This is a genomic window from Paenibacillus sp. 1_12 (genome assembly GCF_900114475.1).
In the GTDB taxonomy this organism is placed as follows: Bacteria; Bacillota; Bacilli; order Paenibacillales; family NBRC-103111; genus Paenibacillus_S.
In genome coordinates this window covers 463,221-475,368 of the sequence record NZ_FOTE01000001.1, presented here as the reverse complement: position 1 = coordinate 475,368, position 12,148 = coordinate 463,221, and the positions used below count along the sequence as shown (strand labels likewise).

Genomic DNA, 12,148 nt, shown 5'->3' with positions numbered 1-12,148 from the left:
CATGTTAAAGGAAAAAAATTATGCATGGATGCTGATCTCTTTGCTGTGGTTGTTCAGTTTTTTTGGATCGATCGGTCGTTTTGTTCAGTCTTATTACCAGAATGAGATCTCGGAATATTTAGATGTAGGTAGAGCTTTTCTTGGTTTAACGTGGTCCGTAAATATATTCATTTCTGCATTATGTGCACCCATAGGTGGTTTATTGGTAGACAAATATGGATACAAAAAGGTCATGCTTCTTACAGGTGTTATAGGCAACATTGCTATTTTAACCGTTTTATACGCAAATACCTTGGTAGGTTATTTTATTGGTTTTGGCATCCTTTCAGGATTAGGAGGGATGAATGCATCTTCGATTTACGTATTAGTATCTGATTGGTTTACCAATCATCGGGCCAAAGCATTGATGATTGCAAGCAGCGCAAGCTCTCTGGGGCTTGCTGTTTTGACTCCCATTTTTGTTTATTATAGCGAATGGTTGAATTGGATGAAATTATATTGGATTTTATTACTTATCGGCTGGGGATCGATTTTTTTCATCCTCTTTTTTGTCCGTCCGAATCGGGTAAAGCCTGGTGCCGAGGCAGGCCTTCATCATCAGGAAATGCCAAGCAAAAAAGATCTCAAACTGTTAGAGAATGCAAGAAAATGGGTTCCTAACTTCATTCAATATTGCAAAAATCCTACCCTTGTCGTCGTCATGATTGCTTTGTTTACGTGCGGCTTTAATATGGGAACAGTAGAGAGACATTTCATTGCCATTCAGCAGGTTGCACATGTGCACGAGACTGTATTCGCATCATCTCTGAGCTTGCTTGGTTTGCTTGAAATTGTAGGGGGATTATTTTTTTCATTCCTTATTGATCGTATAAACAGATTGTTAGCTTTAGCTATTCTGTATTTCACTCGAATTATTGCTTTTGCATGTTTAATGATGCATTTTGAATTATCGCCGATTTTGTTTGCTCTGCTGTTTGGTGCAAGCTATTTAGGGGCTATTCCTGGAGGTATTCTAGTAGCAACGGAAGCTATGCAGACTTCCTATAAATCGATGGGACTTCAGACTGGTGTATTGATACTCGTGCATCATATTGGCGGTGTGTTCTCGGGGTATTTGGGAGGCGTTAACTACGATATGTTTAACAATTATGAGTTACTGATTGCTATAGATATAGGCTTGACTGCTTTTTCTGCTGCGGCCTACTACATGATGTATAAAGCGAAAAGGATAAGGCAGATTCATGCAGCATCGCGGGGATTGGGATGAAGGGTTGAATGAACAATAACAAACAGACTGCAATTGCAGATGGACACAGCCAAGGAACAGTCTGTTTGTTAGATCCAAATCGATACGAATTGGCATTAGAAATTGAAGCATGTATCGTTTTTAAAGATGACTAGTTCGCCATATATGGAGAAATATAATCAGGTAATTAATACCTAATAATTGGTAATCTTTGTAGCTTAATAGTGGATTTTGGCAGCACTTTCATGTATATTTAATACATATTTATTAATGTTCCCCAAGTCAAAATAGTTTAAGGATGTCATTGATGAGAAATAAATCTTCTTATTCCCGAAAAGCTAATTTGTCCATGGTAATCAGTGAATTTGAACTACCCCCCATGCAGGATTTATTAATCATCGGCAAGCAGGCTCCAGTGGGATCCGAAGCTGTTATGCGCATGGCGGAAGCACTTTCCCCCGAACAATATACGATAATGAAAATTGAACATCCCAAGGTGGAGGGCATATTAATTCGTCGCTCCTTATTGGAAATGATGGATCAACAGCTGTTATTGGAAATTATTATGGAGGAAGCCAATTGTATGGTGAATGAATGCATGGTACTGCGAGCCGAGTTGAAATTTACAATGTTCGTTGAGCGGGAGGTAGAATTAAATTGAAAGTGGAGGATTTGATATCGGAGCAGCTGCAATACATCACTTCTGGCAAAAGTGTTCAATACGCAGCAAGGCTGATGGACGAGCTCGGAATCAATTCGCTTGTGGTGAACGATGAAGGAAAGATTGCAGGTATTGTGACTTCGAAGGACATACGTTCCGTTCATCCGAATCGGATCGTCGCAGACGCTATGACAGAGAATCCGATCTGTATCCCCAAGTCAACCTTTATTGGAGATGCCATTACCTTGATGGAACAGCACCAAGTCAAGAGGTTGATCGTCAAAGATGGAAATCATGTGGAAGGTATTGTAACCAGAGAGGTATTGAAGACAACACTAGGCAAATACGAGGATCTTCTTACAGGTTTGTATCGATCAGCGTATATGGAGTATGTGTTTAATCATTTTGTTGCGTTGAATCGGATGTTTCATATTTTATTTATAGATTTGAATGATTTTGGTCTGATTAATAAAAGGTACGGACATCCTGTCGGTGATGATGTGCTGATTCACTTCTCATCCATGCTTAAGAACATAACGAATGAACAGGATTACATATGCAGATATGGCGGCGACGAGTTCGTCATCATTTCAACCAAAAAATTGCAGGAAGTAGAGAAATTGATTCAGCACTTGTCGGAGCCTATGCAGGTGATGAATATTACCCTTTCGGCAGCAGTTGGTTATATTAACGGATTCGACCACAATTACGCTTCATCCAGCTTTAGAGAGATGATCAGCAAGGCCAGTATGATTTCAACCAGCTTAAAGCCTGCTTATGATGAACGCGTTTTACATGGAAAACATTGAAAAGAACGGCTCCGAGTTATAAACTAGCTTAGGGGCTTTTATGAATTCCAATGTCCTACTATCATCACGAGGAGAGTTTACTTAAGTATGGCACAATGGAAGGTTTGGATGATGGGTCTCGTCCTGCTTGCAATGACGGGCTGTTCTATTATGACTATGGACACTGAATCTGCGGGTGCAACGACGATTTTGCGAGCAGATGGAAAGCTGCAGGTATTATTTTTGGATGTTGGTCAAGGTGGAAGTCAGCTGCTGATCAGCCCATCCGGGAAAACAATGCTGATTGATGCGGGAAATAATGACAAAGAGCAAATGATGCTGGATTATCTTCAGCAGTATCAAATCAAAAAGCTCGATATCGTAATCGGAACACATCCGGATGCAGATCATATCGGAGGTTTGGATAAGGTCATTGATCATACGATTGTGGACAGTATCTATATGCCTAAGATATCATCCAATACCCGTACCTTTGAATCCTTATTGGAATCGATCAGCAATAAAAAGCTTAAAGTCCAAACGGCCAAAGCCGGTCTTTCGTTGGATTGGGACAAAGCAGTTCAAGTGGAGATGATTGGACCTGCTGCTGTGTACGATAATGCCAACAATATGAGCGCTGTGGTGAAGATTACATATGGCACGACTTCCTTTTTACTTACCGGTGATGCAGAGTCTGCAAGTGAGAAGGATATGATTAAATCGGGTGTGGATCTGTCAGCAACGGTGCTCGGGGTTGGTCATCATGGATCGAAGACCTCGACTTCCTTAAGCTTCTTAAATAAGGTGAACCCCCAATACGCAATCATTCAATCGGGCAAAGACAACAATTATGGGCATCCAGATGAGACGATCTTATCCCGCCTGAAAAAAGCAGGAGCCGTTGTGTATCGCAATGATCTGCAGGGGACGGTTTCATTGGTATCGGATGGAACCAACGTCACGATTTCTACGGAAAGGAAGGGGAAGTAGATTGACAGGAATTGTAGATCGTATTGAAGGCAAATATTACGTCATTGAGATTGCGGGCGTGATGACCGATGTTCCACAGAGCAAGGTTGCAGCCGGTGTGAAGCCGGGTCATGCGGTCGTTCAGCAGAAGGGGGTCTGGGTAACGGACGCAACAGCTACGAAAGAGAGAGAGAGCCGTATCAAAAGGCTGATGAAGGATGTATGGGCGGATGAATAGCTGCTAAAACCCTAATACGTTATAAATAAAACCCTGTGGTTCAACGACAGGGTTTTTTGATATGAATGGGCAAGCAGCCTAAATTCGCTCAGCCGACACAAGTTGGCAGTTCACAAGGCATCCATTATGTGGTTAACTAAATAAGTAGTGTAATCGGTTGCAAAGCCAGCTTGGGAGAAGGAGGATCGGTCTATCATGCTTAAAGGAAAATGGATCGGTAGTAAAGGCAGACACCGTGTATTTGTTCGTTTGCTTATTCCGTATATTCTCTTTCTAATACTGCCCATGGTCGTTGGCTGGATTATTTATAACCAGACCATTAAAACGATGGAAAAGGAAATTACCGCCAATCATATGAATGTGCTTGAGCAGAGTAAGGATATATTGGAGCGGAGGCTGGAGGAAATTTCATCCATTGCTCAGCAGCTTGCAGCGGATACGCGCATTATCCAATTTCAACCAGTGATTGATCCGTTCGAGGGAACCAATACTTACCGTGTTTTAGATACCAACAAAAGCCTTTATAACTATAAATTATCCAATAATTTTATTTTTAACTACTATGTGCTGTTCAAAAATAGCGGGCTTGTGCTTACCCCTGGCTCGAGCTATTCGATCAAGGAGTTTTATGAAAATATAGCACGTTACAGCAAGCAAGACTACACAACTTGGTACAAGCTGCTGTTCGATCAATATTTTACCCGTAAGTACATTCCCTCACAGGAGGTTGTGGTGAATAACACCTCCTATACGATGCTGACGTACATCCAATCGCTGGGTTATCCGGGAAATCCGCAAGGAGCGATTGCGGTGATGATCGATAATAGGGAGCTGCAAAAGCTGTTTCACGGCTTGGATATCTCTGGTGACGGTTGGGCTTATATTGTCGATGATCAAGGGCAATTAATCAGTTCGTTGTCTGCTGGCACTATACCGCTTCCCGTCAATATTGCCAGTCTGGCAGGCTCTAAAGGCGTCGTTGAGCAAACGATAGATAAGAAGCCGATGATGATTACTTATGTAAAATCGACCTCTAACGGATGGACTTATCTGGTAGGGCAGCCTACGCATATGGTGCTGGAGAAGGTTCGCTATATTCAAAAAATTACGTTTTCCTTCACGTTTCTGTTTCTAATCATCGGGGTGATTATCGCTTACCTGCTAGCTTATCGGAATAGTAAGCCGCTCCGTAATATTGTGAACATGATTTTGGAAAAATCGGAAGTCAGCCCCCAGCACCGGGATGCCTACGGCTTGATTGGAGATACGGTATCCGGCTTAATTTACAATAATCATAGGTTGAAATCAGAAATCGAGCAGCAGGCTCCACTGCTTCGCGCGGCGTATTTTCAGCGATTATTGAATGGGGAGTTTCTATCGGTTCATGATGCGAATGCGCTCCTGAAGCATGTAGGGTTGGATGTAACCGGTATGACTTATGTGGTCGCCATCCTACATTTGCGGGGTCTAGATAACGGCTACAGCGGTGATCTTCTGGAAGAGCTGGATATGAAGCGGGTTCTGGCCAAGGAGATGCTGCGTACAAAGATGGATCATGACGGCTTCGTGTATGATGTGGCTGAGGATCAAATCGCCGTGCTGTTTTGCTGCAATCCAACACAATCGGAACATTACAAACAGCATATTGAACGCAAGCTGGAAGCGGCTAAAGAAGAGATCAACCCCTTGCTAAAATTAGTTCCCATTTACGGTGTAGGCGGTATGTATGATAGTTTGACTGGGGTATCCAGATCGTATGAGCAAGCCAGACAAGCTTTGAGTTTTCAAATATGGCAAAATAACGAGGGTATTTTGTGGTTTGATGAGCTGCCTGACGACCCGAATCATTATTATTTTCCTTCTGAGCTTGAAGTGCGTCTGATGAATTTGGCAAAAGCCGGTGACTATGCGGAAGTTCAATATACATTGGAGGAAATTTATCGTGAAAATTTTGAGCGACGCCGTCTGTCGTTCTCGGTAATGCAGCTGTTTTTATATGAAGTATGGGGAAGTATTGTGAAGCTGCTGCCGCAAATGGAATTAGAGCGGGAACCTGTATTTAATCACATGAAAACCTTAAACGGCGAAATTCATTCCTTTGAGAATATGCGGAAAAATTATCAGTTGATTATGTCCACCTATCGATGGATTTGCGACAGTGCGAATGAACACAAAAAGAGCCAAAATGTACAATTGATTGGAAATATTATAACCATCCTTCAAGAGAACTATATGCATGACGATCTTTGCCTCGATACGGTTGCGGATCAGCTGCGAATTTCCAAGGTATATCTCTCCCAATTTTTTAAAGAGCAGTCTGGAATCAACTTCTCGGATTACCTGGAAAACATTCGAATGGAGCAAGCCAAAATTTTGATGCAATCTGCGCGTCTTACCATTAATGAAATTTCAAACAAAGTGGGATACAGCTCTTCCAATACATTTTGCAGAGCTTTCAAACGGATTCACGGTGTAAGTACAACGGCTTATAAAAAATCGCAAACGGTCTTAAACAAGTCTGAATAAACGTCTGTTCTTAACAACTGCACATAAAGAAAACAGATGCACATTGCCAATCTTAATTTTCGCACATCAAGAAAGCGTTTTCTTATTTACTAATTTTGGCCCTGATCGTATCGTGGAAATACACAGAACGAAAGGGGTGAATGACCAGGATGAGAGTGGCAGCAGCTTCTAAGACGGGAATTAAAGCAAGATTAGAGCCACTATCTGTATGGAAGCGTATCCGTAAATGTTGGCAGTTGTACGTACTGTTGGTGCTTCCGTTGCTTTACATTTTCTTATTTAAGTATTATCCCATGTATGGTGCGCAAATTGCTTTTAAGGATTACTCCGCTTTTAAAGGAATTAATGGCAGTGAGTGGGTAGGCTTCAAACATTTCATTCGGTTTTTCAATTCCTATGAATTTGGAAAATTGATGAGCAACACATTAATTATTAGTTTTTACAGCTTAATTGCTGGTATTCCTTTTCCGATTATTTTGGCGTTGTCTCTGAATTATGTGAAAAACCAGGCTTTCAAAAAGTCGGTACAGATGATTACTTATGCACCGCATTTTATATCCATCGTGGTTATGGTGGGGATTATTTTGGAATTACTGGACCCGCGTAACGGTCTTGTTAATATGATCCTTCGATCATTTGGAATGGAAGCTATCAATTTTATCGCAAAGCCGGAGTATTTTAGCTCGATCTATGTATGGTCAGGTCTTTGGCAAAATGTCGGATTTTCATGCATCATCTATTTAGCGGCACTAGCCGGTGTTGATCCTTCGCTGCATGAAGCAGCCGTTATGGATGGCGCCAGCAAGTTCAAGCGAATGCTGCACATCGATTTGCCAAGCATACTACCAGTTATGATCATTCTCCTGATTTTGAATACAGGCCATGTATTGGATCTGGGTTTTGAAAAGGTACTTTTGATGCAAAATGCGCTGAACGCACGCACTTCGGAGGTTATCGACACCTATGTGTATAAGGTGGGACTTGCATCCCAGGCGATGAATTATTCCTACTCAACAGCAATCAACTTATTTAAATCTGTCATTGGCCTTGTATTGCTTATTACCGTCAATCAAATCGCTAAGAAATCCAAGCAGGAGAGCCTATGGTAGTGATAGCTGAGGGAGGGAATCGCAGTGGAAAACATTAATATTCGGGAAGCGAGCACCGATCGTTTATTTAATGTCATTAATTATATAATTTTATCTTTGTTTTTAATTACAGTGCTCTATCCACTAATCTTTATTGTAAGCGCATCCTTTAGCAGCCCGAGTTCAGTTATAGCAGGGAAAGTATTTCTATGGCCTGTGGAACCGACGCTGGATGGCTATGCGGCTGTTTTCAAACACAAGCTGATTTGGAGCTCATTTCGCAATTCGTTAATTTATACGATCGTGGGTACGGTTATTAATGTAAGCTTGACTATTATGGCGGCTTATCCGTTGGCCCGTAAGGATTTGTATGGAAAAAATGTGATCATGCTCTTATTGGTATTCACCACGATGTTTAATGGTGGACTGATTCCAAGCTATCTCCTAGTCAAGGATCTGAACATGCTAAACACGATGTGGGCAATGATTTTACCGACGGCAATGGGTGTATTTAATGTGATTATCGCACGAACCTACTTCAGGACAACGATTCCCGAAGAAGTGCTGGAGGCTGCTCAGCTCGACGGGTGTAATGATTTTAAATTCGTCTGGAAGATCGTGATTCCCTTATCAGGTCCCATTATAGCGGTTATTACTCTGTATTCGGCGGTAAGTTATTGGAATCAATATTTTAACGCTCTGATCTATTTGAAAAATCCTGCATTATTTCCACTCCAGCTCGTGCTGAGAGAAATCCTTGTGCAAAATGAAGTCGATGCGAGTATGCTCTCCAATTTAGGGGAAGAAGCGAATCGTGAAGGCTTAAGGGCCTTGCTTAAATATTCACTTATTGTCGTTTCCTCACTGCCGTTAATGATCGCTTATCCTTTCGTGCAAAAACATTTCGTAAAAGGGGTCATGATTGGATCACTTAAGGGATAACTCCCTACCGTTTAAACAGTCTGAAAGCATTTGGGTTCGTACAAAAAAGGGAGGCATTAAAAATGAAAAAGGTTTGGATAGGCAGTTTAAGCTTAGCGATCGCAGCAGTAGCTGTATTGAGCGGATGTACAGATAAGGCGGCAGAGCCCCCAAAAGACAATGCGGCCACCGCAACGAAAATTAATCCGGCAGGGCAATTCCCGATAATGAAAGAAAAAACGACACTTAAAGTACTCGTTAAGGGCAGCGCGTTCGTAGAGGATTTTGCTACCAATGAATATACGAAGTTTCTGGAAGAGAAGACCAACATTCACATCGAATGGGATGTCGCACCGGAGAAGTCTGCGATAGAAAAATTGAATTTGGTGCTGGGCAGTGGGGATTTGCCTGATATTATCATGGGCTTTGATATTAGTCCTACACAGCAGCTGATTTATGGGAATACAGGGGAATTTCTCGATTTGACCAAATATATCGATCAATATGGCATCGAAACGAAGAAAATGTTCGAGAAGCTTCCTTATGTAAAAGATGCCATTACAGCGCCGGGTGGTAAAATCTATGGGCTGCCGTTGGTAAATGAATGCTTCCATTGCTCCCTGTCACAAAAAACGTGGATTTATAAGCCGTGGCTCGATAAATTGGGATTGCAGGTGCCGACCACGACGGAGGAATTCTATAATGTGCTTAAAGCGTTTAAAACCAAGGACCCGAATGGAAACGGAAAAGCTGATGAAATTCCACTGGCAGGCGCAGCTGTAGGTCCGAATGTCAATATTGACTCTTTTATTATGAATGCATTTGTTCTTAACCCCAGCATCGTGAACGGTAGTGAAAAACGGTTGTTTATCAATAACGGAAAAGTCGATGTCGCCTTCAACAAACCTGAATTTAAAGACGGCTTAGAGTACCTGAACAAGCTGTATGCAGAGGGACTGATCGCGCCGCAATCGTTCACCCAGGATCGGGATCAAGCGAAGCAAATGGGCGAGAATCCGGGAACCGTGATTTTGGGGGCAGCTGTAGCTCAGCATGATGGTGTATTTACGGATACAAGCAAAGGAAATGTTGGAAGATGGCTGGATTATGTCGCTGTGCCAGCGTTAAAAGGGCCGAAGGGTGTTCAGGTAGCGCCTTTAAACAACAGTGTGAGCCAAGGCAGATTTGTGATCACCAAAGCAAGCAAAAATCCTGAAGCGGCTTTCCGTTGGGCGGATTTGATGTACGATCAAGAAATGACACTGCGGAATGCAGAAGGGCGCCCGAATATTGAATGGAAATTAGCGGACCCTGGGGAAATAGGGATAAATGGTAAGCCGGCAATCTGGAAGTATACGGATGCAAAGCTGGCATCGGTACAAAATGTGAAATGGTCACAGACCGGTCCGTCGCTGCGTACGAACGATTTTCGTCTTGGCTTGGTTCCTGATCCGAAGCTCCCTCAGGAATCCATTCTCTACACTGAAACGAAAACTAAGTATGAGCCTTATAAACAAAAAGAAGACACCGTGCTTCCTCAGCTTTTCTTCACCAACGAGCAGGCAGCGGAGCTTGCCGATTTGGATAAAACGATTAATGATCATGTAAAGGAAATGATCGCGAGATTCATCATTGGAGATGCCAAGCTGGATAAAGATTGGGACGGTTACCTTAAAAATCTGGATAATATGAAATTAAAACGTTATCTGGAAATTTATCAAACCGCTTATGATGCGAAGAAAAAGACAAAGTAAAGCTTAACACCAGTTCAATCCATTCATTCTAATCATGAAGAAGCAGCCCCAAGGTCATCCTTCTGACTTGGGACTGCTTTTTGGCTGTAGCACTTGTGGAAAAGCACAATCAAGTACAGATGATTATTGCTGTTTCTCTGGTATTTCTGGAATTACCTTGGGACTGATTTCAGGCGATGGTTGTGGTGTAGCTGGTATTTCTGGGATCAGATCCGGCTTAATTTCCGGTGGAGTCTTTGGTGTTACATCAGGAATGGGATTTGGATTGATCTCCGGTGGCAGGTTCGGATTGATATCTGCATTCATTATGAACACCTCCTCATAAGTATTATTAAACAAAAAGGATGTTTTTAAATAATTGTAAATAAAGTTTGCATTCTTAATATGTATGTGCTATTATAAATGACGTTGCAGGTCCGTAGCTCAGTTGGTAGAGCAGTTGACTCTTAATCATCTGGTCGTGGGTTCGAGTCCCACCGGGCCTATACTTTTATGTAATTAGTACATAAAGTTCTGCTGGATACAGCAGTCCCATAGCATGAAAGATAACCCTTCGGGATCACATTAAATGTGGTCATGAAGGGTTATTTTTTATTCGGTATCTGTAGCATGCAAAGGGCCTACAGTCCGGATGTGAAATCCGAGACTGAGCCCCGCACATACAATTTGTTAAATGGACAATGGACTTGCCTGTAAATCGGCTGTGTATTCACGCAGCACTTTTCCAAGCCGTGCAATCCCCTCGATGATCCGCTCTTCTGTCATGTTGGAATAATTAAGTCGCAGTGTATTTTCATGGCCGCCATTCGGGTAGAAGCTGCCTCCAGGAACAAAAGCGACATTATGATCCAAGCAGCGTACGAGCAAGTCACGGGCATTTACCTCAGGAGCTAGCTCTAACCAGGTGAACAAGCCGCCGGAAGGGATTGTGAAACGGACATCGGCAGGCATTTCACGACGAAGTGCCTCTATCATCGTGTTACGACGCTTACGGTAAACCTCAACGATTTTGATGATTTGCTCGTCCAGATCATAAGTTTCCAGATAAGCATCAAGCTGCCTTTGACTAATCGTTGAGGCTTGCAGATCGGCTCCCTGCTTGAGCAGCACTAATTTGGGAATGATAGAGGAATCTGCCGCTGTCCAACCCATGCGCAGTCCTGGGCAAAAGGTTTTGGAGAAGGTTCCCAAGTGAATAACGCGACCTTCGGTATCTAATGATTGCAGGGAAGGCAAAGATTCTCCTTCAAAACGAAGCTCCCCATACGGATTATCTTCGATAATGACGAGATCGAATTCATTGGCTACCTTAATCAGTTCTTGTCTTCTAGCTAGTGTCCAGGACCGGCCGGTCGGATTTTGAAAATCCGGGATGACATAAATAAGTTTGGCCCGCTGTGTCGTTAGCAGCAGTTCTCTTAATTGTGCAATGTCCATGCCTTCGTCATCAGTAGGAACTTCGATAAATTCCGGGCCATAAGCACGAAATGCCTGAATAGCTCCAAGGTAAGAGGGGCTTTCGCATAAGATGACATCGCCCTCGTCGAGAAAAGCTTTTCCTGCCAGATCGATACCCTGTTGAGAGCCGCTCGTAATCAGAATATTGTCATCTGTCCAGTTCGTACCGAGTGTGCGGTTCATTCGCTTGGCAATTTTGTCGCGCAAAGGTCGGTAGCCTTCCGTCGTCGCATATTGCAGCGCTTCTTTACCGCTCTCCTCAAGAACCTTAATGGCGATAAGCTGAAGCTCTTTAATAGGAAACAGCTCGGGATCGGGAAGCCCTCCAGCAAATGAAATGACCTCAGGTCTTTCTGTTAGCTTTAATATCTCTCTGATTTCTGATGCTTTTAATTGCTCCATACGTTTAGCGAATCTTGAAAAAGCCATGGGTCCATCCTCCTTGGAATATGTGTTCAGTCATAGTCATTGAGTTGATTCAATAGATCGGTCATGAGTT

General features: G+C 42.7%; 12 protein-coding genes and 1 tRNA gene. 11 read left to right on the top strand and 2 right to left on the bottom strand.

Annotated features, from left to right (window positions below; translation table 11 throughout):
- The first annotated feature begins 1 nt into the window (after window position 1).
- The 10 genes from BM210_RS02070 to BM210_RS02030 all read left to right on the top strand — a co-directional run bounded on the left by BM210_RS02070 (window position 2) and on the right by BM210_RS02030 (window position 10,191).
- The gene (locus tag BM210_RS02070) at window positions 2-1,267 is read left to right on the top strand and encodes an MFS transporter (protein WP_091163973.1); all 1,266 of its coding nucleotides are present in this window, start codon (window positions 2-4) and stop codon (window positions 1,265-1,267) included.
- Between the two features lie 8 nt (window positions 1,268-1,275).
- Window positions 1,276-1,401, top strand: coding sequence for a hypothetical protein (locus tag BM210_RS35525; protein WP_256223203.1), 126 nt, complete (start codon window positions 1,276-1,278; stop codon window positions 1,399-1,401).
- A gap of 152 nt (window positions 1,402-1,553) precedes the next feature.
- Window positions 1,554-1,907: a hypothetical protein gene (locus BM210_RS02065; RefSeq protein ID WP_091163971.1), complete on the top strand. Its 354-nt coding sequence runs from the start codon at window positions 1,554-1,556 to the stop codon at window positions 1,905-1,907.
- A gap of 2 nt (window positions 1,908-1,909) precedes the next feature.
- Complete coding sequence (locus tag BM210_RS02060; protein ID WP_256223233.1) at window positions 1,910-2,716, top strand: GGDEF domain-containing protein; 807 nt, start codon at window positions 1,910-1,912, stop codon at window positions 2,714-2,716.
- An 87-nt stretch (window positions 2,717-2,803) separates the two neighbouring features.
- Complete coding sequence (locus BM210_RS02055; protein WP_091163967.1) at window positions 2,804-3,685, top strand: ComEC/Rec2 family competence protein; 882 nt, start codon at window positions 2,804-2,806, stop codon at window positions 3,683-3,685.
- 1 nt (window position 3,686) lies between these two features.
- Window positions 3,687-3,902 carry a DUF3006 domain-containing protein gene (locus tag BM210_RS02050; RefSeq protein ID WP_091163965.1) on the top strand — a complete coding sequence of 72 codons (216 nt, stop codon included), beginning with the start codon at window positions 3,687-3,689 and terminating at the stop codon, window positions 3,900-3,902.
- 195 nt (window positions 3,903-4,097) lie between these two features.
- Window positions 4,098-6,428 carry a helix-turn-helix domain-containing protein gene (locus BM210_RS02045; protein WP_091163963.1) on the top strand — a complete coding sequence of 777 codons (2,331 nt, stop codon included), beginning with the start codon at window positions 4,098-4,100 and terminating at the stop codon, window positions 6,426-6,428.
- A 149-nt stretch (window positions 6,429-6,577) separates the two neighbouring features.
- Window positions 6,578-7,537, top strand: coding sequence for an ABC transporter permease (locus BM210_RS02040; protein ID WP_091163961.1), 960 nt, complete (start codon window positions 6,578-6,580; stop codon window positions 7,535-7,537).
- A 24-nt stretch (window positions 7,538-7,561) separates the two neighbouring features.
- The gene (locus BM210_RS02035) at window positions 7,562-8,458 is read left to right on the top strand and encodes a carbohydrate ABC transporter permease (RefSeq protein ID WP_091163959.1); all 897 of its coding nucleotides are present in this window, start codon (window positions 7,562-7,564) and stop codon (window positions 8,456-8,458) included.
- 62 nt (window positions 8,459-8,520) lie between these two features.
- A complete protein-coding gene (locus BM210_RS02030; protein WP_091163957.1) occupies window positions 8,521-10,191 on the top strand; it encodes an ABC transporter substrate-binding protein in 1,671 nt (556 codons plus the stop codon).
- Window positions 10,192-10,314: 123 nt separating this feature from the next.
- On the opposite strand, the gene BM210_RS02025 is transcribed toward BM210_RS02030, so the two are convergent.
- Window positions 10,315-10,497: a hypothetical protein gene (locus BM210_RS02025; RefSeq protein ID WP_091163956.1), complete on the bottom strand. Its 183-nt coding sequence runs from the start codon at window positions 10,495-10,497 to the stop codon at window positions 10,315-10,317.
- 106 nt (window positions 10,498-10,603) lie between these two features.
- Between BM210_RS02025 and BM210_RS02020 the strand changes: the two genes are divergently transcribed.
- Window positions 10,604-10,676: transfer RNA gene (locus BM210_RS02020), tRNA-Lys, on the top strand.
- 184 nt (window positions 10,677-10,860) lie between these two features.
- Here the strand turns inward: BM210_RS02020 and BM210_RS02015 are convergent.
- Window positions 10,861-12,078, bottom strand: a complete 1,218-nt coding sequence (locus tag BM210_RS02015) for an aminotransferase-like domain-containing protein (RefSeq protein WP_091163954.1) — start codon at window positions 12,076-12,078, stop codon at window positions 10,861-10,863.
- Window positions 12,079-12,148 lie beyond the last annotated feature (70 nt).

Excerpts from the sequence above, each read along its gene's own strand:
- BM210_RS02040 (WP_091163961.1), top strand. The coding sequence starts at position 6,578 with ATGAGAGTGGCAGCAGCTTCTAAGACGGGAATTAAAGCAAGATTAGAG.
- BM210_RS02030 (WP_091163957.1), top strand. The coding sequence starts at position 8,521 with ATGAAAAAGGTTTGGATAGGCAGTTTAAGCTTAGCGATCGCAGCAGTA.
- BM210_RS02070 (WP_091163973.1), top strand. The coding sequence starts at position 2 with ATGTTAAAGGAAAAAAATTATGCATGGATGCTGATCTCTTTGCTGTGG.
- BM210_RS35525 (WP_256223203.1), top strand. The coding sequence starts at position 1,276 with ATGAACAATAACAAACAGACTGCAATTGCAGATGGACACAGCCAAGGA.
- BM210_RS02015 (WP_091163954.1), bottom strand. The coding sequence starts at position 12,078 with ATGGCTTTTTCAAGATTCGCTAAACGTATGGAGCAATTAAAAGCATCA.
- BM210_RS02025 (WP_091163956.1), bottom strand. The coding sequence starts at position 10,497 with ATGAATGCAGATATCAATCCGAACCTGCCACCGGAGATCAATCCAAAT.
- BM210_RS02055 (WP_091163967.1), top strand. The coding sequence starts at position 2,804 with ATGGCACAATGGAAGGTTTGGATGATGGGTCTCGTCCTGCTTGCAATG.
- BM210_RS02045 (WP_091163963.1), top strand. The coding sequence starts at position 4,098 with ATGCTTAAAGGAAAATGGATCGGTAGTAAAGGCAGACACCGTGTATTT.
- BM210_RS02065 (WP_091163971.1), top strand. The coding sequence starts at position 1,554 with ATGAGAAATAAATCTTCTTATTCCCGAAAAGCTAATTTGTCCATGGTA.